This window comes from Streptomyces sp. NPDC079141 (assembly GCF_040686775.1).
Classification (GTDB): domain Bacteria; phylum Actinomycetota; class Actinomycetes; order Streptomycetales; family Streptomycetaceae; genus Streptomyces.
Genome location: NZ_JBFBLP010000008.1, coordinates 297,311 through 322,653 on the forward strand (window position 1 = coordinate 297,311; position 25,343 = coordinate 322,653).

The following is a 25,343-nucleotide window of genomic DNA, read 5'->3' on the forward strand; positions in this document are numbered from 1 at the left end:
GCCTCGCTCGGTCAGCCGGCGGTGTCGACGCCGGGGCCTGCGTAGTCGGAGGTGAAGCAGGTCTTGACGGCCTTCTCGCTGAGAGGGCGTCCGGCGAAGTCCAGCCGGGACTGCTTCTTGTCGTCGGGCTTGTCGTTGGGGTTGTCGTCGAAGTAGATCGACCACCAATAGACGCCGCTCATCTGCCGTTCCTGGACGACCTGGCAGACGGCCGTGTACCAGTTCGCCTGAACCTGCTGGTTGACGGCGCGCTTGGTGTAGAAGTCGCCGGGGGCGTGGTAGGCGCCGTTCATCGCGCCGATGCCGGCCTCGGCGATGGTGATCTTCGGCAGGGTTCCGGTGGCCTTCCGGTCCAGCCACTTGTTCCAGCCCTCGACGAGCGTGTCGATCGACGCGTCGTCGTCGACCTTGACGGGGAAGTAGGCGTCGATGCCGAGGTGGTTGACGGGCATGGTCACCGGGCCGCGGACATAGGCGTCCCAGTTCGCGTCGTAGGCGACCTCACCGGAGAACAGCTTCTCGGCGTTGTCCACGAGCGTGTCCCAGTGGGCGTCGCCCTCCATGGAGTTCAGCTCGGTGCCGATGACGAAGGTCGTCGCCTGCTCTTTCTGCGCCGCCTTGAGATAGGGCGTCAGGAACTTCTCGTACGAGGAGAACCAGGCGTCGAGGTCGGCGGGTTCGATGTTGCCGCGCCAGCCGCCGTTGTCCGTGTCGAGGGACTTCTCGTCCATGAGCGGCCGTACGGTCGTGCGCAGGCCGGCCTCGTGGAAGATCTCCAGGATCCGGGCGAGCCGGTCGGGAGTGGGGGTCTTGTCGCCCCGGCTGATCTTCGTGGACTCGATGTGGCCGGTGAAGAAGGGGAAGCTCACGCTGACGGAGTTGGCGTGCAGGCCGACCAGGTAGTTGGCGTGCAGCCGAGCCTGCTTCTCGACGTATTCGAGGGAGTGCTCGGGGTTGTCCTCCCAGTAGAGCTGAACGCCCCACTGCGGCATGCCCTCCTTCCACTCCTTGTCCACCTTGGCCAGTTCCACGGGGGCGGACGAGTCGCCGCCGCCCGTGCCGCCGGTGCCCGGGGCCTGGTCGGAGGTGGAGTTGTCCTCGTCGTTGAGGACGAGGTGTGGCATCAGGGAGCCGGACTCCCAGCGCACGGGGTGGTCGCCGAGGACGAAGGGGACCGCGACCACCGCGGCGATGACGACGGTGGGCAGCACGGCAAGCAAAGGCAAGCGGGCGCGCTTCATGAGGGGTCTGTCTCTTCCGGGGTCAGGCGGGCTTGGCGATGACGACGAACTTGTTCTCCTCGCGGCGGATGAACTTCATGAGTCCCTTGAAGCCGCCGAGCCCTTCGAGGAGGGAGAACAGGGGCAACAGGAGGAGCACCGCGAAGGGCTCCCACCACTTGCGCCTGCCGTTCGCCGAGGCGATCGCGTTGAGTCGCAGACCTTCCCAGTACGCCCAGATGACATAGGCGAAGCTGATCGACCACAGCACCACGACGGACTGGGTCACCGGCGAGGTGTTCATGTCGTTGATGATCCAGGCCGCGAGCAGGATCGCGCCGACGTGCTGGAGCGGGCCGAGGATCCAGCTGGTGACACACACGGTCATGAACCAGCGGTAGCGGAAGGGCACCTTGCGGTTGAAGCAGAGGGCGACCAGGCCCCAGGCCCAGCGCTCGCGCTGCTTGACGAAGTCCTTCATGTTGGCCGGCGAGGCGCCGTAGCAGCGGCCGTTGAACCAGTCGCTGCGGCCGGGGTAGAGGCGGCAGAAGGTCAGGGCCAGGCGGGCGTCCTCGACGATCTCCTTGGGGCCGAAGTCCCAGCCGATCTCCGCCTCGATGTTGGCGCGGATGACGAGGAGTTCGCCGTGCACGCCGGCGGCGGGGGTGCCGAGGCCGGTGAACGCGCGGAACCGGGCGATGTCGTCCGCCGGGCGGATGGCGTCGGCGAACCACGTGAACATGCTGACCGCGTTCTCGCGGGGGTACGTCAGGATGCCCTGCGCCATGTGCTTGACCTCGTCGGGCGTGGCACGGCGCTGGCGGTTGATGAACTGGGCGAGGGACGCGGCGGTGTCGGGGCCGACGCCGGTGTCGTCGTCCATGTGCAGCACCCAGACGTTGTCCAGGGCCTCGCCCTCCGCGATGCGCAGCTCATGGGCGTAGTTGTTGGCGCGGGCCTTGAAACGGGTGCCGTTCTTGGTCTGGTAGGCCTTGGGGACGGTGACCACGCGGATCCACGGGTGGGTCGCGGCCAGGGCGTCGATCCGCTCGGCGGCCTCGCAGCCCTCCTCGGTGAGGACGTCGACCCGCATGTACGGGAACCACTCGGGGAGGTGTTCCACGTAGGACAGGACGGACCGCTCCAGCGCCGGGTAGGTGTCGTGGCGGCCGATGGTGGGCACGAGGGTGATCAGGAAGTCCTGCTCGACCAGGGCCGGCGGCGTCATCAGGTGCGCCTTGCGCTGACGGCGGCGGATCAGCAGGAAGCCCTGGATGGACACGAGCACACCCGGGACGGGCAGCGCCCAGGCGATCGTGATCAGCCAGGCGATCGGTGAGTCACTGGGCGTGTAGGACCAGAGACTGAAGAAGAGCAGGACCACCAGTGGAATGAGGAAGGCAAGGATGCCCGGCTTCCACTCGGCGGTTCGTTTAGCCAGCTTGGTGTTGTGCCGCGAGTGCGGCGCACCCCCGTCGACCATTGTCGTAGCCATGACGACTGCGGTACTCCCGTGAGATCGGTTGTGCGTTGAGGCAGCGCAGATCTCGGCCATGGCACGACGGCGCGCGCCATGGCACTTTCACTCTGGGATTCCTGTGCCCCCCAACGCCTTCATCGGCGTTATCGGCCACTCACCAGTCAGAAGCCCCCCCAGGCGCCCAAACCACTGGCCGAACAGGAGCACGATACTCGCATGCGTGGGCTATTCATGGAACTGGTGTGAGGGAGATGTGCTCAAAAGTTAATCAAGTGAAGTCTTGCGCCGTGATCACGCGGGGCGAGTAGTACGTCCGTTTCACGTCGTTCGCGGTGTTCTTGTGGCGGGGTTCGGAGAGGTTTTCGTACGTCAGCGCCTGCCCCCACACCGTCCACAGCACCCATGGCGTCCGGGACAGCGTGCGCGGCTGGGCTGTGTTGAGCGGCACATGGAAGGACTCGGAGACGATCCGGGGCCGGTGGAAGCGCTCCAGGCCGCGGTACCAGACCTCGGTCCAGGGCTTGCCGTGGAAGGGGTGGGCGGGGGAGTCGCTGTAGTCGTCGACGCCCACGACGTCGACGTAGCGGCCGCCGGGGTAGTACGCCCAGGGCTCGCGGCCGTAGCGGCCGTCCCAGGAGTTGGGGGCCCAGACGAAGATCAGGTTGTGCAGGCCGCGACGGTGCACGAGGTAGTCGTACGTCAGGCGCCACAGCCTCCGGAACAGCGCCGGGTCCTTGCCCGACCACCAGAAGCCGCCGCCGGGTGCGGTGTTCATCTCGTGGTACGGGCGCAGCAGCACCGGCACCCCGCGGCCGGCGAGGTAGCCCAGATGGTCCGCGAGGAACGCGAGGTCGTGCAGCAGATGCTGGTGCTCGGTGCTGCCGGGGGTGACCACGCGGGCGAACCAGCCCTCGTCCCCGGCCGCCGGCGAGTTGCGGTGCAGGGTCCGCTCGAAGCTCTTGACGGGGCTGCCGGGGTAGGGCTGGTGGAAGGAGAAGCCGACCAGGCCCGACGGGCGGCCGCCGTTGTGCGGCAGCCGGACCTCGGTGCCGGAGGAGCACTCGGTGTGCGTGCCGGAGGGGCGGTACGAGCCGTCCGCCGCCCGGGGCAGGCCTGCCCATACGCCGACCGCGAGGTCCACGGCATCGTCCGTGTAGCCCCAGCGCCGGCTGCAACTCGGCCAGGCCCGCGAGTAGGAGCGGGACTCGCCCACGCCCCAGGCCTGTTGGCCGTATCCGGGGCCCAGGTCCAGCTCGACGAAGCCGGGCAGCCGGCCGGTGATGTCCTTGGCCTTGCGGTAGTAGTAGCCCGGCTGCTTGGTGCCCTCGCGGTCGCCGTAACGCGCGTTGTACCGCTCGTTCTGCAGCTCCACGTGCTGCCCGATCACCGTCCGGCTCGGGCGGCCGCGCCGGGCTTTGTTCTCCAAGCGCGCGAGCATCGCGTACACCGTGCGGGCCTCGGCGGTGGCCTTCGGGTCGCGGGTGCGCAGATCGGTGGGGACGAGCACGGGCTCGTCCGGTCCGTACTCGTCCTCCGGCCAGGCCCACAGGCCCAGCGGCGCCAGTACGACGGCGCCCGCCGCGGCGCCCAGCAGCCTGACCCGGTGTCGCATCCGCACGACGCCCACCCCCTCCGACGGTCTGTCGTAGGGCGATTGTCACCCGGTGGCGCGGACTCCGGTGCGCTGCTACTCGTTCGCGGCGGCCGACGCCTGGGCCTCGCCCCGGCGGTGGATCTGGCGGCGGGCGAACTCACGGATGTCGTCGCCGGCCGAGAAGACCTTCGTGTCCTTCTCCGTCACGTCCTTGCCGCTGGTGAAACCGGCGACCGTGAAGTAGGCGTAGCGGCCGTACGCGTTGCGCGTGGAGCGGCAGACGGCGGCGTTGCAGAAGTCCTTCACGCCCTTGCCGGACAGCGACTTCACGATGCTCTTGTCGTCCGTCTCGGCCTGCGCCTTCGTCGCCTGCGCCGCGGTGTCGAAGACGGCCACGCCGACCGTGACCGCGACGCCGTCCTTGACGTAGGTGACGCGTATCAGACGGGTGCAGCCGCCCTCGTCGAGGATCTTCGGCAGGGTCTTCAGGGCGGCCGAGGCGCAGTCCTTCGTCTCGGCCGTCGGGCCCTTCTTGTAGAGCGTCGCGCCCATGGTGAGCTGCGTGCCCGGGAAGAGAGTGTCCGCGCCGAGCGGTGCGGTGTCCTTTTCCTTGCTGGAGATGAAGTCCATCGGGTCCAGCGGGGGCGGCGCGCTCGTCGGCTCGAAGGACGGCTCCGCGGTGGTGGACTCGCTCGGGATGTCGGCGGTCGCGGGCAGTTGGGCCGTCGGCTTGTTCGAGGCCTCGTCACCGCCGTTCGCGGACACCACGGCCACGGCCACGGCGGCCGCGACCGCGACGGTGGCCAGTGCGCCACCGCCGACGAACAGCAGCCGTCGCCGCTTGTTACGGGACTCGGACGCCTCGGCGAGCGCGGCCCAGTCCGGGGTCTGGCTGTCGCCGCCGCTGTTCCACGGCTGCTGGGAATGCGGTTTCCAGGGATCCCACTGGGACTGGGATCCCCCCTGCTGCCCGAAGCTCATGGGCCGCATCTTAGACGGGGCGCGGGGTGTGCCGGTCCGCCCCAACGGGCTCTGCTGCCCCTAGCGTTCGGACGATGAGTGAGCGCAAAAGCGACATCTCCGGGTGGTTGGTGCGACCCGCGTCCTGGCATCTGTGGGCGGCCCTCGTCGCCGTACTGGGAGCCACGGCGGCACGCACGGCGCGGGCGACCTCGGACGGCGGCATGGACAACGCCATCGTGGTGCGGGCCGCGCGCACCTGGCTGGCCGGCGGCTCCCCCTACGACGATCCGCACTTCCTCTATCTTCCGGGCGCGGTCCTCGCCGCCGCTCCCCAGGCCCTGCTCTCCCCGGCCGCGCTCCGCGTCCTGGTGCCGCTCACCGTGACCGCCTGCCTGGCCGCCGGCTGGGCCTGCGCCCTGCGGCTGCACGGCGTCCCGCTGCGCAGCCGCTTCGCCGCCCTCGGCCTGACCGGCCTCGCCGCAGGCTTCGCCCCCTTCGCCCACCTCGTCCTCCTGGCGAACTGGACGGCGACGGCGGCGCTCGCGCTCCCGCTGGGCCTGCTGCTGGTGAGCCGGGGCCGGTGGGCGACGGCGGGTGCGGTGCTCGGCCTGGCGATCGCGCTGAAGCCGGTGCTGGTCCCGATGGCGCTGCTCTTCGCCTTCGCCGGACGGTGGCGGGCCCTGGCCCTGATGATCACCGTCCCCGCCGCGGCGTCGGCGGCCTCGGCCCTGTTCCTCCCCGACCCCATGGGCTTCGTCACCCGCACCCTCCCCTTCCTGCTGAAGGGCGACGACGATTTCGTACGGCTCTACGAGGCATCCCCGGCGGCGGTGCTGCCCCGGCTCGGGGTGCCGCAGGGGGTGGCCGGGACGCTCGCCCTGCTGGTGGCGGGCGCCGGGGTGGTGTGCGCGTACCGGCGCTGGCAGCGCGCCGACCCCGGCCCGCCGCGGCTCACGGAGACGGCGGCGGCCCTGATGCTCTCGGCGTTCCTGGTGTCCAGACCGTCGTACGACCACTACCTGGTGATCGTCGTGCCGCTGCTGCTCGCCTCGCTCCCGTGCGCGGGCTCGGTGGCCCGGTCGCCCTGGTTCTGGCTCGCGCTGGTGCCGCAGCTCCCCGGAGTGACGTGGCCCTGTCTGGAGCCGGTGCAGCGGCGGGCCTTCAAGGACGCGCTCACGCTGTGTGCGCTGGCGTTCACGGTGATGCGGCAGGGCTGGGCGGGGGAGCGTCGTGTGCCCGTAAAATCGGCTCCTGTGACGGCAGTGACCTCGTTTTGACCCGTCCGGGGCAGCGCGGGTACTCTTGCGGTTTGTTATGCGTATTGGCTTGGTCGTTCTCACGCGAGAAGCCCTTACGTAGGTTCCCTGGAGCAGTTACCAGTGGGCGGCATACGGGCAGCGTCCCCGGCTTCTGTCGTCCCCAGCTGCACGATCGCTTCAGTGATGCCATGTGTCAGCACCCATCCCTGAAGAAGAAGGCTGCGAAGTGCGTACGTACAGCCCTAAGCCCGGCGATGTGACTCGCCAGTGGCACGTCATTGACGCTCAGGACGTCGTCCTGGGTCGCCTCGCCACCACCGCCGCGTCCCTCCTGCGGGGCAAGCACAAGCCGATCTACGCCCCCCACGTCGACACCGGTGACTTCGTCATCATCATCAACGCCGACAAGGTGCACCTGTCCGGCAACAAGCGGACCCAGAAGATGGCGTACCGCCACTCCGGCTACCCGGGTGGTCTGCGCTCCGTCCGTTACGACGAGCTCCTCGACAAGAACCCCGAGAAGGCCATCGAGAAGGCCGTCAAGGGCATGCTCCCCAAGAACTCCCTGGGCCGTCAGATGCTCTCGAAGCTGAAGGTCTACAAGGGTGACCAGCACCCGCACGGCGCGCAGCAGCCGCAGCCGTACGAGATCACCCAGGTCGCGCAGTAAGTCCGGCCACCCCCTAAGACTGAACAGAATCTGAGGAGAATCGTGGCCGAGACCACTGCCGAGCAGCCGCTCGAAGAGCTTGACATCGACAGCTACACCACCGAGTCCGAGGTTCCGGTGGAGGGTGAGTACACCTCCGAGTCCCTCGCCTCGCGCTTCGGTGAGCCCCAGCCGGCCGCCGGCCTGGGCCGTCGCAAGAACGCCATTGCCCGCGTCCGGATCGTTCCGGGCACCGGCAAGTGGAAGATCAACGGTCGCACCCTTGAGGACTACTTCCCCAACAAGGTGCACCAGCAGGAAGTCAACGAGCCCTTCAAGGTGCTTGAGCTTGAGGGTCGCTACGACGTCATCGCCCGCATCGCGGGTGGCGGTGTCTCCGGCCAGGCCGGTGCCCTCCGTCTCGGTGTCGCCCGTGCGCTGAACGAGGCCGACGTCGACAACAACCGCGGCCCGCTCAAGAAGGCCGGCTTCCTCAAGCGCGACGACCGTGCGGTCGAGCGCAAGAAGGCCGGTCTGAAGAAGGCCCGCAAGGCCCCGCAGTACAGCAAGCGCTAAGCTTCGCTGCCTGCTCGTACTCGCACTTCAGCAGTACGTCCGAACGCCCCGGCGGCACGCCACAGTGCCGCCGGGGCGTTCGTTTATCACAGCCACGGGCGTATAACGGCACAAGACGTTCAAAGGCTTGTGTGATCGGGTGATCCTGGGTGATCTCCGAGAACCATCTCGAAAGTGACGCTTCATCAGGAGGACAAGTGGGACGACTCTTCGGCACGGACGGCGTGCGCGGTGTCGCCAACGCGGATCTGACGGCCGAGATGGCGCTCGGACTGTCGGTCGCGGCGGCCCACGTGCTGGCCGAGGCGGGCTCCTTCGAGGGGCACCGGCCGACCGCGGTGGTCGGACGGGATCCGCGTGCGTCCGGGGAGTTCCTGGAGGCCGCCGTGGTCGCCGGTCTGGCGAGCGCCGGCGTCGACGTGCTGCGGGTCGGAGTGCTGCCCACGCCCGCCGTGGCCTACCTCACCGGCGCGCTCGGCGCCGACCTGGGCGTCATGCTGTCCGCCAGCCACAACGCCATGCCGGACAACGGCATCAAGTTCCTCGCGCGCGGCGGGCACAAGCTCGACGACGCGCTGGAGGAGCGCATCGAGGCCGTCTACGAGGAGCACCGGCGCGGTGAGCCCTGGGAGCGGCCCACCGGCGCGGGCGTCGGCCGGGTCCGTGAGTACGACGAGGGCTTCGACAAGTACATCGCCCACCTCGTGGCCGTACTGCCCAACCGGCTCGACGGGCTGAAGATCGTCCTCGACGAGGCGCACGGCGCTGCCGCGTGGGTCTCGCCGGAGGCGTTCTCGCGGGCCGGGGCCGAAGTCGTCACGATCGGGGCCTCGCCGGACGGGCTCAACATCAACGACGGGTGCGGCTCCACGCACCTGGACCTCCTGAAGGCCGCCGTCGTCGAGCACGGCGCGCACTTCGGCATCGCCCACGACGGTGACGCCGACCGCTGCCTGGCCGTCGACCACACCGGCGAGGAGGTGGACGGCGACCAGATCATGGCCGTCCTCGCGATCGCCATGCGGGAACGCTCCGCGCTGCGGGCCGGGACCGTGGTGGCGACCGTGATGTCCAACCTCGGCTTCAAGCTGGCGATGGAGCGGGAGGGGCTGAATCTCGTCCAGACGGCGGTCGGGGACCGGTATGTGCTGGAGGAGATGAAGGAGCACGGGTACGCCCTGGGCGGTGAGCAGTCCGGGCATGTGATCATCCTCGATCACGCGACGACCGGTGACGGCACGCTGACCGGGCTGATGCTGGCCGCCCGGGTCGCGGAGACCGGGCGGTCACTGCGCGAGCTGGCCTCGGTGATGGAGCGGCTGCCGCAGGTGCTGATCAACGTGCCCGATGTCGACAAGTCGCGGGTCTCCACGTCCGCGGAGCTGGCGTCGGCCGTCGCCGAGGCGGAGCGGGAGCTGGGCACGACCGGGCGGGTGCTGCTGCGGTCCTCCGGGACCGAGCCGCTGGTGCGGGTCATGGTCGAGGCCGCTGACATCGACCAGGCCCGGTCCGTGGCCGGCCGGCTCGCCGATGTGGTGAAGTCGGCGCTGGGTTAGGTCTGTTCAGGCGCGCTGCCGCTGCCAGGCCCAGAAGTACTTCTGGGCGAGCAGCGTCAGCGTGCCTGCCAGGACGATTCCCAGGAGGTTCAGCAGGAGCTGCTCCGTCGAGCCCCACGTCTGCTTGGTGTCGCCGTAGCTGAGGGCGACCGCCGCGTTGGCGGCCGCGGGGACCGTCGTGACCGAGATGGCCACGCCGACCAGGGCGCCCGACTTCGAAGAGGTCAGGGAGAGAGTGCCGGCGGCGCCCGCCAGCACCGCGACGATGAACGAGAACCAGTCCGGGGCGTAGACGAAGCCCGTCTGCGGACGGTCGGCGTCCAGTTGCTCCTGGCTGAACAGGTCGATCGAGTCCATGAAGAGGCTGAAGCCGACCGTGACGGCCATGGCCACGGCGAAGCCGACCAGCAGGGCGGTCAGCGAACGCAGGGCGAGCTGCGGCCTGCGCTGCACCAGCGCCGTGCAGAACCCCGCCAGCGGGCCGAACTCCGGGCCGACGGCCATTGCGCCCACGATCAGGATCGCGTTGTCGAGCACCACACCGCAGGCCGCGATCATCGTGGCGAGGGTGATGAACGCGAGGTAGGTGAAGGAGAGCGCCGACTCCTCGTGCGTCGCGTCCGCCAGGTGCTCCCACAGGACCGCGTCCACGCCTTCGCCGGGGGCGTCCGCCTCGGCCTGGTCCGCGCGCTTGGACAGGGACAGGTCGATGTTCTCGACGGCGATGGATCCGCAGTCCTCGATGTTCAAGTCCTGGAGCCCGCTGAGGAGTTCGTCGCCCGCCTCGCGTGCCACGTCGCACAGCACGACGTCCCCGGCGGGGTTGCGGGCCGCGCCCGGCAGCACGACGAGATGCGTGGTGCCGACCGTCTTCTCGATCAGTCGGACCACGTCGTCCGTCTTCTCGGACGGTGTGATCAGGCGCAGGTGCAGCATGCGTGCAGAGTAGCCGTCACAGCTTGCGCAGGCTCAGGCGCTGGACCTTGTGGTCGGGGCCCTTGCGCAGGACGAGGGTGGCACGGCCCCGGGTGGGAGCGACGTTCTCCACGAGATTGGGCTTGTTGATGGTGCGCCAGGTCGTGCGGGCGTAGTCGAGGGCCTCCTCCTCGGAGACCTGGGTGTACCTGCGGAAGTACGAGGACGGGTTCTGGAAGGCCGTCGCGCGCAGCTTGGTGAAGCGGTTGAGGTACCAGCGCTCGATGTCCTCGGTGCGGGCGTCGACGTACACGCTGAAGTCGAAGTAGTCGGCGAGGCCGACGCGGGTGCGGCCGTCCTTGCCGGGCAGGGCGGGCTGGAGGACGTTGAGGCCCTCCACGATCAGGATGTCCGGGCGGCGGACCACGAGCTTCTCGCCGGGGACGATGTCGTAGATGAGGTGGGAGTAGACGGGGGCCGTCACCTCGGACTTGCCGGCCTTGATGTCGGCGACGAAGCGGGTCAGGGCGCGCCGGTCGTAGGACTCGGGGAAACCTTTCCGCGACATCAGGCCGCGGGCCTGGAGCTCCTTGGTGGGCAGCAGGAAGCCGTCTGTGGTGACCAGTTCGACGCGCGGGTGCTCGGGCCAGCGGGAGAGCAGGGCCTGCAGGAGGCGGGCGACCGTGGACTTGCCTACGGCGACCGAACCGGCGACCCCTATGACGAAGGGGGTGCCGGCCTGGGAGCCCTGCTCGCCGAGGAAGGTGTTCAGGGCGCCGCGCAGGCCGTCGGTGGCGCCGACGTAGAGGTTGAGGAGGCGGGAGAGCGGGAGATAGATGTCCCGCACCTCGTCCAGGTCGATGACATCGCCCAGACCGCGCAGCTTCTCGACCTCCTCGGCGGTCAGCGGCAGCGGCGTCTTCTCACGCAGCGCGCTCCACTCTGAGCGGGTGAGGTCGACGTAGGGAGTCGCCTCCGGCTTGTGCCGGTGGGCGCTCCGGGGCATCGAGGAGACCGGAGAGATCACAGTCCATTGTTACGGGCGGACGAACGGACGGTGGGGTGGGATCCGTCACGCGCCTTCCGTTTCCGGGCGAACAGGGACAAGACGGGGAATGTCAGTGGCGTGCGTCACAGTTGTGGGAGAGGTGGGCCCAGGCCGGGGTCCACCAACCCCCGAGGGGTGACTCATGACGTATGCGATTGAGGCGGAAGGCCTGGTCAAGCGGTTCAAGGAGACCGAGGCGCTGGCCGGTGTCGACCTGGGGGCCCGCAAGGGCACGGTGCTCGGACTGCTGGGTCCCAACGGCGCGGGGAAGACGACCGCCGTGCGGATCTTCGCCACGCTGCTCCGGCCGGACGGGGGACGCGCTCAGGTGGCGGGGCACGACGTGGTCCGGGACGCCGGGATCGTCCGCTCCCTCGTCGGGCTGACCGGGCAGTACGCCGCGGTGGACGAGAACCTCACCGGTACGGAGAACCTGCTGCTCATAGGGCGGCTGCTCGGACTGCCGCGGAGGGAGGCCAAGGCCAGGGCGGGCGAGCTGCTGGAGCGGTTCCAGCTGACGGACGCGGCCGGGCGGGCCGTGAAGACCTACTCGGGCGGCATGCGACGGCGGCTCGACCTCGCCGCGAGCCTGGTGGGCCGGCCCAGCATCCTCTTCCTCGACGAGCCCACGACCGGCCTGGACCCGCACAGCCGAGGTGAGCTGTGGGACCTGCTGCGGGGGCTGGTCGCGGACGGTGCGACGGCCCTGCTGACCACGCAGTATCTGAACGAGGCCGATGTGCTCGCCGACGACATCGTGGTGATCGACAAGGGCCGGGTGATCGCCGAGGGCACCCCGGACGAGCTGAAGTCCCAGGTCGGCGGCCAGGTGCTGCAACTGCGGCCGGTGCTGGCGCAGGACCTCGACCGGGCGCACGGCCTCGTCGCCCGGGAGGCCGGCCCGCAGGCTCAGATCGAGGGCGAGACGATCACCGCGCCCGTGAAGGACCCCGAGCTGATGCCCGCCGTCGTGCGCGCGCTCGACCGCGAGGGCATCGCCGTGGGCGAGCTGGCCCTGCGCCGCTCCTCCCTCGACGAGGTCTTCCTCGCCCTGACCGGCCACCGCGCCGAGCCCGGCACGCCCGAGGGCAACGGCGGAGCGGCCGTCCGGGAGGACGACGGCGCACTCCAGAAGGCGGTGACGGGATCATGACCGCCACCACTGTCACGGCCCCGATCACCAGGTCGGGCCGGGTACGGCCGCTCGCCGGACTCCAGCAGACCTTCACCATGGCCTGGCGGAGCCTGGTCGCGGTCAAGCACAACCCGCTGGAGCTGGTCGACTACAGCATCACGCCGATCATGTTCGTGTTCCTCTTCACGTATGTGCTGGGCGGACAGATGGCCGGATCGCCCGAGGCGTATCTGAAGTACGCGCTGCCCGGGATCATCGTGCAGAACACCCTGTTCATGACGATGTACACGGCGATGGCGCTCAACACCGACCTCACCAAGGGCGTCTTCGACCGGCTGCGCAGCCTGCCGATAGCCCGCTCGGCGCCGCTGATCGGGCGGATCGCCGCGGACCTCGCCAAGCACCTGTGGGCGCTGCTGCTGATGATCGGGCTCGGGCTGCTGCTCGGCTTCCGGGTCACCGGCGGCTTCGACGGCTTCCTGCTCGGCACCCTGCTGGTGATCGTGTTCGCCGCGGCCGTGTCGTGGAGCGCGGTGCTGATCGGGATGCTGGCCGGCGACGCGGAGAAGGTGCAGGCGTTCGCCTTCACCCTCATCTTCCCGATCACCTTCACCAGCAGCGCGTTCGTCCAGGTGGAGACCATGCCGGGCTGGCTCCAGGCGTGGAGCGACGTCAACCCGGTCACGCATCTGTCCGACGCCTTCCGCGGGCTGCTGCTCGGCGGGCCGGTGGCCGAGCCGGTGCTGTGGTCGCTGTTGTGGGCGGCCGGGATAGCGCTCGTGTTCTATCCGCTGGCCATGAGGGCGTACCGGGCGAAGACCTGAGCGGCTCGCCACAAGGGCGCGTGGAGGGTGCGTACCCCCGTGGGAATTTCCGAATTCGGGCACGCAACGGCCTGTTCGGCGGCGTCAACGACCGTAGGCTGCCGCCCATGTGCGGAATCGTGGGATACGTGGGGTCGCAGTCGGCGCTCGATGTCGTGATGGCCGGGCTGAAGCGACTGGAGTACCGGGGATACGACTCGGCGGGCGTCGCCGTCCTCGCGGACGGCGGTCTGGCCGCCGCGAAGAAGGCCGGCAAGCTCGTCAACCTGGAGAAGGAACTGGTCGACCGGCCGCTGCCGACCGGCTCGACGGGCATCGGGCACACACGGTGGGCGACGCACGGCGGGCCGACCGACGCCAATGCCCATCCGCATCTCGACAACGCCGGGCGGGTCGCCGTCGTGCACAACGGCATCATCGAGAACTTCGCCCTGCTGCGGGCCGAACTGGAGGAGCGGGGGCACGCGCTGGCCTCCGAGACCGACACCGAGGTGGTCGCGCACCTGCTGGCGGAGGAGTTCTCCGTGACCGCCGACCTCGCGGAGGCGATGCGGCTGGTGTGCCGGCGGCTGGAGGGCGCCTTCACGCTGGTCGCGGTGCATGCCGACGAGCCCGAGGTGGTCGTGGGGGCGCGGCGGAACTCGCCGCTCGTGGTGGGCGTTGGAGAGGGCGAGGCCTTTCTCGCCTCGGACGTCGCGGCGTTCATCGCGCACACGCGGTCGGCGATCGAGCTGGGTCAGGACCAGGTGGTGGAGCTGCGGCGGGACGGGGTGACCGTCACCGGTTTCGACGGGCGTCCGGCGGACGTGCGGTCGTACCACGTCGACTGGGACGCGTCGGCCGCCGAAAAGGGGGGCTATGACTACTTCATGCTCAAGGAGATCGCCGAGCAGCCCAAGGCGGTCGCCGATACGCTGCTGGGCCGCATCGACGCGTCCGGTTCGCTGACCCTCGACGAGGTGCGGATCCCTGCGGGGGTGCTGCGGGAGGTCGACAAGGTCGTCGTCGTCGCGTGCGGTACGGCCTTCCACGCCGGGCTGATCGCCAAGTACGCCATCGAGCACTGGACGCGGATCCCGTGCGAGGTGGAACTGGCGAGCGAGTTCCGCTACCGGGATCCGATCCTGGACCCGCGGACACTGGTCATCGCGATCTCCCAGTCCGGCGAGACCATGGACACGCTCATGGCGCTCCGGCATGCGCGTGAGCAGGGCTCCCGGGTGCTGGCGATCTGCAACACCAACGGCTCGACGATCCCGCGCGAGTCGGACGCCGTGCTGTACACGCACGCCGGGCCCGAGGTGGCCGTGGCGTCGACCAAGGCCTTCCTGACGCAGCTCGTGGCCTGCTACCTGGTCGCGCTGTACCTGGGCCAGGTCCGGGGCACCAAGTGGGGCGACGAGATCCGGGCGGTCGTCCGCGACCTGGCGGAGATCTCCGGCGAGGTCGACCGGGTCCTGGAGACCATGGAGCCGGTGCGCGAGCTGGCGCGCTCCCTCGCCGACAAGAACACGGTGCTGTTCCTGGGGCGGCACGTCGGCTATCCGGTGGCGCTGGAGGGCGCGCTCAAGCTCAAGGAACTCGCCTACATGCACGCCGAGGGCTTCGCGGCCGGCGAGCTGAAGCACGGGCCGATCGCGCTGATCGAGGAGGACCTGCCGGTCGTCGTGGTCGTGCCCTCGCCCCGGGGGCGGTCGGTGCTGCACGACAAGATCGTGTCCAACATCCAGGAGATCCGGGCGCGGGGTGCCCGGACGATCGTGATCGCGGAGGAGGGGGACGAGGCGGTCGTGCCGTACGCCGACCATCTGATCCGGATTCCGGCGACCCCGACGTTGCTTCAGCCCTTGGTGGCGACGGTGCCGTTGCAGGTGTTCGCGTGCGAGTTGGCGACGGCTCGGGGGAACGAGGTGGACCAGCCGCGGAACCTGGCGAAGTCGGTGACGGTGGAGTAGCGGGTTTTTCGGCTGCGGGGGCGTGGGGGCTGGTCGCGCGGTTCTGCTTCAGCTGCGTACGTCCCGCCACGCCTCCGCCACTGCCTCCGCCACGTTCTGTGCGCTCACCGGCGCCCCGTCGGCGGCGTACCGCCCGGCCAGGCCGTGCAGGTACGCCGCCGCGCTCGCCGCGTCCCGCGTCGGCAGGCCCGCCGCCAGCAGGGAGCCCGCCAGGCCCGAGAGGACGTCGCCGCTGCCTGCCGTGGCCAGCCATGACGTGCCCGTGGCGTTCACCCGTACCGGGCCCGTCGCGGCCGCCACCAGCGTGGTCGAGCCCTTGAGCAGCACCGTCGCCCCGTACCGCGCCGCGAGTTCGCGGACCGCCGTCAGCCGCGCGCCCTCGACCTCCTCCCGCGCCACCCCGAGCAGCGCCGCCGCCTCCCCGGCGTGCGGGGTCATCAGGGTCGGCGCGGTACGTCCGCGTACGGCGTCCCGGTCGGCCAGGCGCAGTCCGTCCGCGTCCACCAGCACCGGTACGTCCGCCGCCAGCACCTCCGCCACGGTCGCCGCGTCGTCCCCGGCGCCCGGTCCCACGACCCAGGCCTGCACCCGGCCGGCCTTCTTCGGGCCGCGGTCCGACACCAGCGTTTCGGGGAAGCGGGCGATGACCGCGTCGCCGGCCGGTCCGACGTAGCGCACGGCGCCCGCCCCGCCGCGCAGCGCTCCCGCCACGGCGAGGACGGCGGCGCCCGGGTAGCGCGCGGAACCGGCGGCGATGCCGACGACGCCGCGCCGGTACTTGTCGGACTCGGTTGCCGGGACCGGCAGCAGCCGGGCCACGTCCGCGTGCTGGAGGGCCTCCAGAGCGGGCGCCGCGGGCAGCTCCAGACCGATGTCGACCAGCCGGACCGTACCGGCGTACTCCCGCGCCGGATCGATCAGCAGCCCCGGCTTGTGCGTCCCGAAGGTGACCGTGAGGTCGGCGCGGACCGCGGCGCCGTGCACCTGGCCGGTGTCGACGTCGACCCCGCTCGGCAGGTCCACGGCGACGACGGCGGCCCGGGACCGGTCGGCGGCCTCCGCGAGCGGCACCGCCTCGGCCCGCAGCCCGCCCTTGCCGCCGATCCCCACGATGCCGTCGACCACCAGGTCCGCCCGGTCGATCAGCGCCTCGGCGCCGGTGGTGCCCGTGACGGTGCCGCCGGCCCTGCGCAGCGCGGCCAGCCCGGTGGCGTGCGCCCGTTCGGGGTTCAGCAGGACCGCGGTGACGCCCGCGCCGCGACGGGCCAGCCGGGCGCCGGCGTACAGGGCGTCGCCGCCGTTGTCGCCGCTGCCGACCAGCAGGACGACCCTGCTGCCGTACACCCGGCCGAGCAGATCCGCGCAGGCCGCGGCGAGGCCCGCCGCGGCCCGCTGCATCAGCGCGCCCTCCGGCAGCCGCGCCATCAGCTCCCGCTCGGCCGTCCTGACCGTCCCCACGCTGTACGCAGTACGCATGAGGACGAGTCTGCCGTCACGCCTCCGCGATCACCACCGCCGAGGCGACACCGGCGTCATGACTGAGGGACACGTGCCAGGAGACGACGCCGAGTTCGGCCGCGCGCGCGGCGACCGTTCCCTTCACCCGCAGCCGCGGCTGCCCGCTGTCCTCGACGTAGACCTCCGCGTCCGTCCAGTGCAGACCGGCCGGCGCGCCCAGCGCCTTGGCCAGCGCCTCCTTCGCCGCGAAGCGTGCCGCGAGCGAGGCCACGCCGCGGCGCTCGCCGCTCGGCAGCAGCAACTCGCTGTCCAGGAAGATGCGTTGGGCGAGTCCGGGCGTGCGCTCCAGGGATGCCTCGAAACGGTCGATCTCCGCCACGTCGATACCGACCCCGATGATGCTCATGCGGAGCACCCTATGGCCGGGGGAGGTTCGGGCCGTCCGGGTGACCCCGCCGCGCGGCAGGTTCGGCGCCGCGGGTCGGCGCGTTTGGCTGATCGCATGATCTGCACACGTATCGCATGTCGGGGTGTCGCGGTCGTCATGGCCGCGGCGTTCGTGCTGCCGGTGGGAACCGCCGCCGCCGAGCCCCTGCCGCCGCCCGCTCCCGGGCCGGAGGCCGAGCTGGTGCCGGGCGTCGCGCCCAGGCCGGGGGCGCCCTGGGTGGTCGACACGCCCGACCAGGTGCTGCCGCCGACCGTGTACACGCCCAGTGCCGCCGAGGACGCCGTGGAGCCGCGGGACGCCGTGGCGGGGGCGTACGACCTGGTCGAGCACGTGCCGCTCGGCGATGCCGTCGCGCGCGTGACGTGCAGCAAGCAGACCGGGCCGTATCAGCGGCAGGTCGAGCGGTGGCTGAAGCTGAAGGTGGACGGGAAGCAGTCCGCCGCCGACTGCCGGGCCATCCGCGCCTTCCAGGTCAAGCACAGGATCAAGCCCGCGATCGGCTTCGCCGGGCCCGTCACCTGGGCCACCATGCAGCTCGTCGGCGCGCGCAAGAACCCCAACGCCGCGAAGAAGTGCCCGGTGCGCTCGTACCGGGTCGCCTGCGTCGACCTCAGCCGGCAGCTGACCTGGGTGCAGAAGGGCAAGAAGGTCGTCTACGGGCCGGTGCCGATGCGCAGCGGGCGGGCCGGGTACCGGACCCGCACCGGGTGGCACAAGATCTTCTGGAAGCACAAGAACCACGTCTCGACGCTCTACCACCAGCCGATGCCCTACTCGCAGTTCTTCAGCGGCGGCCAGGCCTTCCACGCCGTCTACGGCACCATCTTCACGACCGTCGGGTCGATGGGGTGCGTCAATCTGCGGCTCGGGGACGCGCGGAAACTGTGGGGCGTACTGAAGACGGGCGACCGCGTGTACGTGTGGGGACGCAGGCCCGGTACCTAGGCCCCGGCGCGGCCGGGCTGTCGGAGGCCTCTGAGAGACTGGGGGCGCCATGACTGAGACAACAGCCCTGCGGACCGCGCCTCTGCGGGCCCGCGCCGAGATCGATTTGGCCGCCCTGCGGGCCAACGTGCGGGTGCTGCGCGCCCTCGCGCCGGGCGCGGCACTGATGGCCGTCGTGAAGTCCGACGCGTACGGCCATGGCGCCCTGCCGTGCGCCCGCGCGGCCGTCGAGGCGGGCGCGACCTGGCTGGGTACGGCGACGCCCGCGGAGGCCCTCGCGCTGCGCGCGGACGGCAGCCTGCCGGACGACGTGCGGATCATGTGCTGGCTGTGGACGCCGGGCGGGCCCTGGCGGGAGGCCATCGAGGCCCGCCTCGACGTGTCGGTCAGCGGTATGTGGGCGCTGCGGGAGGTCACCGAGGCCGCCCGGCAGGCCGGCGCCCCCGCGCGCGTGCAGCTCAAGGCCGACACCGGCCTCGGGCGCAACGGCTGCCAGCCGGGGGAGGACTGGGCGGAACTCGTCCGCGAAGCCCTCGCCGCCGAGGCCGCGGGGCTGATCCGGATCACCGGCCTCTGGTCCCACTTCGCCTGCGCCGACGAACCCGGGCACCCCTCCATCGCCCGCCAGCTCGACCTGTTCCGGGAGATGGTGGCCCACGCCGAGGACCAGGGCGTACGGCCCGAGGTACGGCACATCGCCAACTCGCCCGCCACGCTCACGATTCCCGAGAGCCACTTCGATCTCGTACGGTCGGGGATCGCCGTCTACGGCATCTCGCCCAGCCCCGAGCTCGGCTCCGCGGCCGACTTCGGGCTGCGGCCGGTCATGACGCTGTCGGCCTCACTGGCGCTGGTGAAGCGCGTTCCGGGGGGTCACGGCGTCAGTTACGGGCATCACTACAGCACCCCCGGCGAGACGACCCTCGGGCTCGTGCCCGTCGGGTACGCGGACGGCATTCCGCGGCATGCCTCCGGGACCGGACCGGTGCTGGTCGACGGCAAGTGGCGGACCGTGGCCGGGCGGGTCGCCATGGACCAGTTCGTGGTCGACCTGGGCGGGGACGAGCCGGAGGCGGGCGCCGAGGCCGTCCTCTTCGGGCCCGGCGACCGCGGCGAGCCCACCGCGGAGGACTGGGCGCAGGCCGCGGGAACCATCGCGTACGAAATCGTCACACGGATCGGAACGCGCGTTCCTCGCGTCTATGTGAATGAGGAACGAGCGGGGTAGCTCGCAGAGAGCGGCGAAAGCAGTGGGGTAGCCCGCGCGGAGCGGCGAAAGATGCGGGTCACCCGCGCAGAGCGGCGGAAGAGCGGAAGAGCGGGCCGGCGAAGAGGAGCAGGACGTGAGCGAGAGCAGTGCGGAGGCCGTCGCTGCCGTCGCCTCCGCCACGGGGGCGTCCGGCAGCTGGCGCCGCGCGACCGGCATCGCGGGCGCCGCGATAGGCGTCGTCGCCGCGGGCGCGGCGGCCGGTGTCGCCATAGAGCGGCTCACCGTCGGACGCGGAATGCGCCAGAAGGCCCGGCTCGCGCTCGACTCGGCGGGCCCGTACGGCTCGCTGCGCGGCATGCCGGGCAAGGCGCAGGCCGACGACGGCACCGAGCTGTACTACGAGGTCGACGACATCGAGCCCGAGGGCGGCTCGGCGCCTCGCCGGCGGCGTCTGTTCGGCCGCAAGGCGCCCGCGCCCGTCACCGTGGTCTTCAGCCACGGTTACTGCCTCAGCCAGGACTCCTGGCACTTCCAGCGGGCGGCGCTCCGGGGCGTCGTGCGGACCGTGTACTGGGACCAGCGTTCGCACGGGCGGTCCGGGCGTGGTGTCGCCCAGGTGGAGGGCGGGGTGCCCGTCGACATCGAGCAGCTCGGGCGGGATCTGAAAGCCGTCATCGACGCCGCCGTGCCGGAGGGGCCGATCGTGCTCGTCGGGCACTCCATGGGCGGGATGACGGTCATGGCGCTGGCCGACCAGTTTCCCGAGCTGATCCGGGAGCGGGTGGTCGCGGTCGCTTTGGTGGGGACGTCGTCGGGGCGGCTCGGTGAGGTCAACTTCGGGCTGCCGGTCGCCGGTGTCAACGCCGTGCGGCGGGTCCTCCCCGGAGTGCTGAAGGCGCTCGGGCAGCGGGCCGAGCTGGTGGAGAAGGGGCGGCGGGCCACCGCCGATCTCTTCGCCGGGATCATCAAGCGGTATTCGTTCGCTTCGCGGGATGTCGATCCGGCCGTGGCGCGGTTCGCCGAGCGGATGATCGAGGGCACGCCGATCGACGTGGTCGCCGAGTACTACCCGGCGTTCGCCGACCACGACAAGACCGAGGCGCTCGCCCACTTCGCCGATCTGCCGGTGCTCGTGCTGGCGGGGGTGGGTGATCTGGTGACGCCCAGTGAGCACAGCGAGGCCATCGCCGATCTGCTGCCCGACGCGGAGCTGGTGCTCGTGCCGGACGCCGGGCATCTGGTGATGCTGGAACACCCGGAAGTGGTCACCGACCGCCTCGCCGACCTCCTCACCCGCGCGGGGGCCGTGCCGGCAGGGGCTACCGTGGGTGGCTATGGAAGCACCGCACAACCAGGCTGAGACCGAGCTGACCGTCACCTCTCCCGAGCAGATGCGGGAGTTGGGGCGCCGTCTCGCCAAGCTGCTGCGCGCCGGTGACCTCGTGATGCTCAGCGGGGAGCTCGGCGCGGGGAAGACGACGCTGACCCGTGGGCTGGGGGAGGGGCTCGGGGTGCGGGGTGCCGTCACCTCGCCGACCTTTGTGATCGCGCGGGTGCACCCTTCGCTGGGGGGCGGGCCGCCGCTGGTTCATGTCGACGCGTACCGGCTGGGCGGGGGGCTCGACGAGATGGAGGACCTGGATCTTGATGTCTCGCTGCCCGAGTCCGTGGTTGTTGTGGAGTGGGGCGAGGGCAAGGTCGAGGAGCTGACCGACGATCGGCTGCAGGTCGTCATCCATCGGGCCGTGGGGGACACCACGGACGAGGTGCGGCATGTGACGCTGACGGGGGTTGGGGAGCGGTGGGGGGCCGTGTCGCTGGGAGTGCTGTCCGCCTGAGTGGTGGGTGGGCGTTGGGTGAGCGGCGTATCAGCGCTCATGAATATTCCGACAACGCGTCGGCAAGATATTGCGTTTGGTGTCCCGGGCGTGGTCACATGGTATCCAGCCCGTAGTTAGGTGTACCTAACTACGTCCGCCCCCGGCTCCCAGGAGGCGTCCATGCCGGCCACGGAACGGACGGAACGGGACGAGACGCAGCCGCGCCGTCCGCTGTACGGAGTGTCCATGCGTGATCTGTTGGCGGCGAGCGCTGCCGCGGATGCGGTGTCGAGGCCGCCGCGGGCGCCGGAGCCTGTGGCTCCGCGTAGGGGTGGGGAGCGCGAGGCGGCCTGAGCCGCGGGGCGTGGGTCGGTCTAACGGATCACGATGATCTTCTGGCCGATCGTTGCGAAGCCCCACATCGCGTTGCCGTCCTTGCGGGACTCGCGGATGCCGCCCGTGCGGGTGGTCGGGGCGGGTGCGGGGGCCGAGCCGTCCACTGCCGCGCTGAAGCCGATGGTGACGCCGTCGATGCTGGTGAAGCGGACTACGTGCTCGATGGGGGTGCCGTCGGTGCCGGTGACCGCGTTCGAGCGGGACGTGACCGTGTAGGTGCCCGGGGTGGGGTCCACTGTGCCGGGGGTGACCTTGAAGGTGCGCCTTACCTCGTTGTTTGTGTTGACCAGCCATACGCGGTCGTCGTCCACCGAGTACACGACCCGTTGACCCTTGCCGGAGGCGGTGGGCAGGGCGGCGGGGTTCTTCTTGTCCCGCGGGGCCTTCGAGGCGGCTGCCGCCGGTGAGGTGCTCGCGTGTGGGGTGTTGAGGCCGGGCGGGACGCTTGCCGAGGCCTGGTAGGCGAGGAATCCGACGGTCATGAGGGCTGCCGCGGTGAGTCCGGTGACGAATCCGGAGCTGCTGGTTGCCACCGTCGTCCACCTCTGTCGTGTTTTGTGCGGTGTGGTTGTGGCCGACCGTAGCAGTCGGGGTGCCTGCGGCGGCCTGTTGCGGGGCGGTGGGGTGCGCGTTGCGCCTCGGGTGCGGTGGGTGGGTCGGGGCCGCGCCGGGGGGTGTCCGTCCTCGGACCGGCGGTGCTGTGGGGGTGTGGGGTGCTGTGGCTTTACGCCGGCCTCTGCGGGCGGACACCCCCCGACACGGCCCCTTCTCGCCGTACGCGGGTGCTGGGCTGCTCTCCGGGCGCGTCCCTTCTCGCCGTACGTGGGTGCTGGGCCGGTCTGTCTCGGGTCCTGCTGCCTCCGCGCGCCCCCTGTAGTCCGGGCGGACGTCCGTCGTCGGGTGCGGGGAGCCGTAGGCTGTTTGCGTGCTCTTGCTCGCTCTGGATACCGCCACCCCTGCTGTCACCGTCGCGCTGCATGATGGGGCGCACGTCGTTGCCTCGTCCGGTCAGGTGGACGCGCGTCGGCACGGTGAGTTGCTGCTGCCTGCCGTTGACCGTGTGCTTGCCGAGGCCGGGCTGAAGCTCGACGCCGTGACCGGGGTTGTTGTCGGGGTCGGTCCCGGCCCGTACACCGGGCTTCGTGTGGGGCTGATGACCGCCGATACCTTTGGGCTCGCGCTCGGTGTTCCCGTGTACGGCGTGTGCACGCTGGACGGGCTCGCGTATGCGGCCGACATCGACAAGGGGCCCTTCGTTGTGGCTACCGATGCCCGGCGCAAGGAGGTGTACTGGGCGACGTACGCCGACTCACGTACCCGGCTGACCGGGCCTGCTGTTGACCGGCCTGCTGATATTGCCGAGCGGGTTGCGGGGCTGCCTGCTGTGGGTGCCGGTGCGCTGTTGTATCCCGACACCTTTCCCAAGGCGCACGAGCCCGAGCATGTGTCCGCGGCGGCGCTGGCGAGTCTGGCTGCCGAGCGGCTGGCCGCGGGGGAGGAGCTGCCGGCTCCCCGGCCGCTGTATCTGCGCCGGCCCGATGCCCAGGTTCCCAAGAACTACAAGGTGGTCACCCCCAAGTGACGGCATCGCTGCGCGAGATGCGCTGGTGGGACATCGACCCCGTGCTGGAGCTGGAGAAGGCCCTCTTCCCCGAGGACGCCTGGTCCCGGGGCATGTTCTGGTCCGAGCTGGCCCATGCGCGCGGGTCGGCGGCGACCCGGCGGTACGTCGTCGCGGAGGAGGGGGACCGGATTGTCGGGTACGCCGGGCTCGCTGCCTCCGGCGACCTGGGTGACGTTCAGACGATTGCCGTCGCCCGCGATCAGTGGGGCACCGGCCTCGGCAGCGTGCTGCTGACGGAGCTGCTCCGGGCGGCTACCGCCTTCGACTGCGCCGAGGTGATGCTGGAGTGCCGGGTCGACAACATCCGCGCCCAGAAGCTCTACGAGCGCTTCGGCTTTGAACCCATCGGTTTCAGACGCGGCTACTACCAGCCGGGCAATGTGGACGCCCTGGTGATGCGACTGACCGACCCTGCAACCTCCGTACAAGGAACCGAGATCCATGGCTGACGAACCGCTCGTCCTCGGCATCGAGACCTCCTGCGACGAGACCGGCGTCGGCATCGTCCGCGGTACCACCCTGCTGGCGGACGCCGTCGCGTCCAGCGTCGACGAGCACGCCCGCTTCGGCGGGGTCGTGCCGGAGGTTGCCTCCCGGGCGCATCTGGAGGCGATGGTGCCGACCATCGACCGTGCGCTGAAGGAGGCGGGGGTCACGGCGAGGGATCTGGACGGCATCGCGGTGACTGCCGGTCCGGGACTCGCGGGTGCGCTGTTGGTCGGGGTCTCGGCTGCCAAGGCGTACGCCTATGCGCTCGGCAAGCCGTTGTACGGCGTCAACCATCTGGCTTCCCATATTTGTGTGGACCAGCTGGAGCACGGGGCGCTGCCGGAGCCGACCATGGCGCTGTTGGTGTCCGGTGGGCACTCCTCGCTGTTGCTGTCGAGCGACATCACCTCCGACGTGCGGCCGATGGGCGCGACGATCGATGACGCTGCGGGTGAGGCCTTCGACAAGATTGCTCGGGTGCTGAATCTGGGGTTCCCCGGTGGTCCTGTTATCGACCGGTATGCGAAGGAAGGGGATCCGCGGGCCATCGCCTTTCCTCGCGGGCTCACCGGGCCTCGCGATCCCGCGTACGACTTCTCCTTCTCGGGGCTGAAGACGGCCGTGGCCCGGTGGATCGAGGCCAAGCGGGCTGCGGGGGAGGAGGTGCCGGTGCGGGATGTGGCGGCTTCCTTCCAGGAGGCTGTGGTGGATGTGCTGACCCGTAAGGCTGTGCGGGCCTGCAAGGACGAGGGTGTCGATCACTTGATGATCGGTGGCGGTGTTGCCGCCAACTCCCGGCTGCGGGTGCTGGCGCAGGAGCGCTGCGAGGCGGCCGGGATCCGGCTGCGGGTGCCGCGGCCCAAGCTGTGCACGGACAACGGTGCGATGGTCGCGGCGCTGGGCGCGGAGATGGTCGCCCGGAACCGGGCCGCCTCCGGCTGGGACCTGTCCGCCGACTCCTCGCTGCCGGTGACCGACCCGCATGTGCCCGGTCACGATCATGTGCACGAGGTCAGCAAGGACAACCTGTACTCGTGACGGTCGCGTTGATGTGGGAGGCGCGGGCCGCGGAGGGCCGGGGCGAGGAGCTGCTGGACTGGGTCCGCGGGCAGCGGCTCGCCGAGGAGCCGCTGCGTCGGGAGACGTTCACCGCACCGCAGGACCGGGTGCTGGTCATTACCTGGTGGGACGGCGACTACGACTCCGTACTGCCTGAACTGCCCGAGCCCGATGGTGCGTTGGTCACTCGGGCAGTGCATCGGTGGCGGTTCGAGTCAGTGGCCTCGGGGTGAGGGAGAGGCGCCAGGGCTTCTCCGGGTTGTGGCCCCGCCACAGCGTCTTGTGGTGACGGCGCTCCCACTCGGCGGCCAGCCAGGCCCGCCCCAGCCAGGCCAGTGCCGGCCAGAGCGGGAGCAGGGCCGTCGCGGGTTCCCAGGCGAAGGCCAGGCCCAGTGTCACCGGCGTCATCATGGCGAACAGCCAGGGGTTCAGCGGGTGGCGGAGCAGGGACTTCTCGGCGGGCGGTTCCGGCAGGGCAACCGCCGTCTCGAAGTCCCCTATCTCGCCTATCCACTTGATGCGGGTTGCCTGCAGGAGGGTGAGCAGTACGGGGAAGCCGATCAGGCCGGCCAGGAACAGGTGGAGTCCGCCGGGGCCGAACAGCGTGCCGTGGACGTTGACCGTCAGCGGCGCGCAGATGGCGGCCACGGTCAACGCCGTGATGGCCGACCGCAGTTCATGGTGGACGTGCCTGTCCATTCGTAACCCCTCCCCCGGGCG

The 25,343-nt window shown here is 70.6% G+C and carries 25 protein-coding genes; 15 read left to right on the forward strand and 10 right to left on the reverse strand.

Features of this window, described 5'->3' with window-relative positions; all coding sequences use genetic code 11:
- Positions 1-11: 11 nt before the first annotated feature.
- The 4 genes from AB0Q90_RS23600 to AB0Q90_RS23615 all read right to left on the reverse strand — a co-directional run bounded on the left by AB0Q90_RS23600 (position 12) and on the right by AB0Q90_RS23615 (position 5,275).
- Positions 12-1,241 carry a hypothetical protein gene (locus AB0Q90_RS23600; RefSeq protein WP_363159160.1) on the reverse strand — a complete coding sequence of 410 codons (1,230 nt, stop codon included), beginning with the start codon at positions 1,239-1,241 and terminating at the stop codon, positions 12-14.
- Between the two features lie 22 nt (positions 1,242-1,263).
- Positions 1,264-2,715, reverse strand: a complete 1,452-nt coding sequence (locus AB0Q90_RS23605; RefSeq protein ID WP_363159159.1) for a glycosyltransferase family 2 protein — start codon at positions 2,713-2,715, stop codon at positions 1,264-1,266.
- A gap of 253 nt (positions 2,716-2,968) precedes the next feature.
- Positions 2,969-4,312 carry a glycosyl hydrolase gene (locus tag AB0Q90_RS23610; RefSeq protein WP_363159429.1) on the reverse strand — a complete coding sequence of 448 codons (1,344 nt, stop codon included), beginning with the start codon at positions 4,310-4,312 and terminating at the stop codon, positions 2,969-2,971.
- Between the two features lie 75 nt (positions 4,313-4,387).
- Positions 4,388-5,275: a hypothetical protein gene (locus AB0Q90_RS23615; RefSeq protein ID WP_363159158.1), complete on the reverse strand. Its 888-nt coding sequence runs from the start codon at positions 5,273-5,275 to the stop codon at positions 4,388-4,390.
- Between the two features lie 74 nt (positions 5,276-5,349).
- On the opposite strand from AB0Q90_RS23615, the gene AB0Q90_RS23620 reads away from it, so the two are divergent.
- From AB0Q90_RS23620 to glmM, 4 genes are all read left to right on the forward strand, one after another.
- Positions 5,350-6,534, forward strand: coding sequence for a glycosyltransferase family 87 protein (locus AB0Q90_RS23620; protein WP_363159157.1), 1,185 nt, complete (start codon positions 5,350-5,352; stop codon positions 6,532-6,534).
- Positions 6,535-6,742: 208 nt separating this feature from the next.
- Positions 6,743-7,186: a 50S ribosomal protein L13 gene (gene rplM / locus AB0Q90_RS23625; protein WP_190072581.1), complete on the forward strand. Its 444-nt coding sequence runs from the start codon at positions 6,743-6,745 to the stop codon at positions 7,184-7,186.
- Between the two features lie 42 nt (positions 7,187-7,228).
- Positions 7,229-7,741 carry a 30S ribosomal protein S9 gene (gene rpsI / locus AB0Q90_RS23630; protein WP_103812805.1) on the forward strand — a complete coding sequence of 171 codons (513 nt, stop codon included), beginning with the start codon at positions 7,229-7,231 and terminating at the stop codon, positions 7,739-7,741.
- 197 nt (positions 7,742-7,938) lie between these two features.
- Positions 7,939-9,297: a phosphoglucosamine mutase gene (gene glmM / locus AB0Q90_RS23635; RefSeq protein ID WP_363159156.1), complete on the forward strand. Its 1,359-nt coding sequence runs from the start codon at positions 7,939-7,941 to the stop codon at positions 9,295-9,297.
- A 6-nt stretch (positions 9,298-9,303) separates the two neighbouring features.
- Here the strand turns inward: glmM and AB0Q90_RS23640 are convergent, their stop codons facing one another.
- Both AB0Q90_RS23640 and coaA read right to left on the reverse strand, forming a co-directional pair.
- On the reverse strand, positions 9,304-10,233 hold the full coding sequence (locus AB0Q90_RS23640) for a DUF389 domain-containing protein (protein ID WP_363159155.1): 930 nt from the start codon (positions 10,231-10,233) through the stop codon (positions 9,304-9,306).
- 16 nt (positions 10,234-10,249) lie between these two features.
- Positions 10,250-11,239 carry a type I pantothenate kinase gene (gene coaA, locus AB0Q90_RS23645; RefSeq protein ID WP_363159154.1) on the reverse strand — a complete coding sequence of 330 codons (990 nt, stop codon included), beginning with the start codon at positions 11,237-11,239 and terminating at the stop codon, positions 10,250-10,252.
- Between the two features lie 163 nt (positions 11,240-11,402).
- Here coaA and AB0Q90_RS23650 point away from each other — a divergent pair, with 163 nt between their 5' ends.
- The 3 genes from AB0Q90_RS23650 to glmS all read left to right on the forward strand — a co-directional run bounded on the left by AB0Q90_RS23650 (position 11,403) and on the right by glmS (position 15,174).
- The gene (locus AB0Q90_RS23650; protein WP_363159153.1) at positions 11,403-12,413 is read left to right on the forward strand and encodes an ATP-binding cassette domain-containing protein; all 1,011 of its coding nucleotides are present in this window, start codon (positions 11,403-11,405) and stop codon (positions 12,411-12,413) included.
- Positions 12,410-13,219 (forward strand): ABC transporter permease, encoded by an 810-nt coding sequence (locus AB0Q90_RS23655; RefSeq protein WP_363159152.1) that lies wholly within the window; start codon positions 12,410-12,412, stop codon positions 13,217-13,219. The genes AB0Q90_RS23650 and AB0Q90_RS23655 overlap by 4 nt, the downstream gene beginning before the upstream one ends.
- A gap of 107 nt (positions 13,220-13,326) precedes the next feature.
- A complete protein-coding gene (gene glmS, locus AB0Q90_RS23660) occupies positions 13,327-15,174 on the forward strand; it encodes a glutamine--fructose-6-phosphate transaminase (isomerizing) (RefSeq protein WP_363159151.1) in 1,848 nt (615 codons plus the stop codon).
- Positions 15,175-15,222: 48 nt separating this feature from the next.
- Here the strand turns inward: glmS and AB0Q90_RS23665 are convergent, their stop codons facing one another.
- The gene (locus AB0Q90_RS23665; protein WP_363159150.1) at positions 15,223-16,650 is read right to left on the reverse strand and encodes an NAD(P)H-hydrate dehydratase; all 1,428 of its coding nucleotides are present in this window, start codon (positions 16,648-16,650) and stop codon (positions 15,223-15,225) included.
- Positions 16,651-16,666: 16 nt separating this feature from the next.
- Positions 16,667-17,038, reverse strand: a complete 372-nt coding sequence (locus AB0Q90_RS23670) for a holo-ACP synthase (protein ID WP_363159149.1) — start codon at positions 17,036-17,038, stop codon at positions 16,667-16,669.
- A gap of 96 nt (positions 17,039-17,134) precedes the next feature.
- On the opposite strand from AB0Q90_RS23670, the gene AB0Q90_RS23675 reads away from it, so the two are divergent.
- The 4 genes from AB0Q90_RS23675 to tsaE all read left to right on the forward strand — a co-directional run bounded on the left by AB0Q90_RS23675 (position 17,135) and on the right by tsaE (position 21,073).
- Positions 17,135-18,025 carry a L,D-transpeptidase family protein gene (locus tag AB0Q90_RS23675; protein WP_365733563.1) on the forward strand — a complete coding sequence of 297 codons (891 nt, stop codon included), beginning with the start codon at positions 17,135-17,137 and terminating at the stop codon, positions 18,023-18,025.
- 49 nt (positions 18,026-18,074) lie between these two features.
- Positions 18,075-19,253, forward strand: coding sequence for an alanine racemase (alr, locus tag AB0Q90_RS23680; RefSeq protein ID WP_363159147.1), 1,179 nt, complete (start codon positions 18,075-18,077; stop codon positions 19,251-19,253).
- A gap of 115 nt (positions 19,254-19,368) precedes the next feature.
- The gene (locus tag AB0Q90_RS23685) at positions 19,369-20,595 is read left to right on the forward strand and encodes an alpha/beta hydrolase (protein ID WP_363159146.1); all 1,227 of its coding nucleotides are present in this window, start codon (positions 19,369-19,371) and stop codon (positions 20,593-20,595) included.
- Positions 20,570-21,073: a tRNA (adenosine(37)-N6)-threonylcarbamoyltransferase complex ATPase subunit type 1 TsaE gene (tsaE, locus tag AB0Q90_RS23690; protein WP_363159145.1), complete on the forward strand. Its 504-nt coding sequence runs from the start codon at positions 20,570-20,572 to the stop codon at positions 21,071-21,073. The genes AB0Q90_RS23685 and tsaE overlap by 26 nt, the downstream gene beginning before the upstream one ends.
- Positions 21,074-21,429: 356 nt before the next feature.
- On the opposite strand, the gene AB0Q90_RS23695 is transcribed toward tsaE, so the two are convergent.
- Positions 21,430-21,984, reverse strand: coding sequence for a hypothetical protein (locus AB0Q90_RS23695; RefSeq protein WP_363159144.1), 555 nt, complete (start codon positions 21,982-21,984; stop codon positions 21,430-21,432).
- Between the two features lie 392 nt (positions 21,985-22,376).
- On the opposite strand from AB0Q90_RS23695, the gene tsaB reads away from it, so the two are divergent.
- From tsaB to AB0Q90_RS23715, 4 genes are read left to right on the forward strand one after another with little or no spacing between them, the layout of a single operon-like run.
- Positions 22,377-23,033 (forward strand): tRNA (adenosine(37)-N6)-threonylcarbamoyltransferase complex dimerization subunit type 1 TsaB, encoded by a 657-nt coding sequence (gene tsaB, locus AB0Q90_RS23700; protein ID WP_363159143.1) that lies wholly within the window; start codon positions 22,377-22,379, stop codon positions 23,031-23,033.
- Positions 23,034-23,050: 17 nt separating this feature from the next.
- A complete protein-coding gene (rimI, locus tag AB0Q90_RS23705; protein WP_363159428.1) occupies positions 23,051-23,524 on the forward strand; it encodes a ribosomal protein S18-alanine N-acetyltransferase in 474 nt (157 codons plus the stop codon).
- Complete coding sequence (gene tsaD / locus AB0Q90_RS23710; protein ID WP_363159142.1) at positions 23,517-24,602, forward strand: tRNA (adenosine(37)-N6)-threonylcarbamoyltransferase complex transferase subunit TsaD; 1,086 nt, start codon at positions 23,517-23,519, stop codon at positions 24,600-24,602. The genes rimI and tsaD overlap by 8 nt, the downstream gene beginning before the upstream one ends.
- Complete coding sequence (locus AB0Q90_RS23715; RefSeq protein ID WP_363159141.1) at positions 24,599-24,856, forward strand: hypothetical protein; 258 nt, start codon at positions 24,599-24,601, stop codon at positions 24,854-24,856. Before tsaD ends, AB0Q90_RS23715 begins: the two co-directional genes overlap by 4 nt.
- Here AB0Q90_RS23715 and AB0Q90_RS23720 read toward each other — a convergent pair.
- Positions 24,807-25,322, reverse strand: coding sequence for a hypothetical protein (locus tag AB0Q90_RS23720; protein ID WP_363159140.1), 516 nt, complete (start codon positions 25,320-25,322; stop codon positions 24,807-24,809). The genes AB0Q90_RS23715 and AB0Q90_RS23720 overlap by 50 nt on opposite strands.
- Between the last annotated feature and the right edge of the window lie 21 nt (positions 25,323-25,343).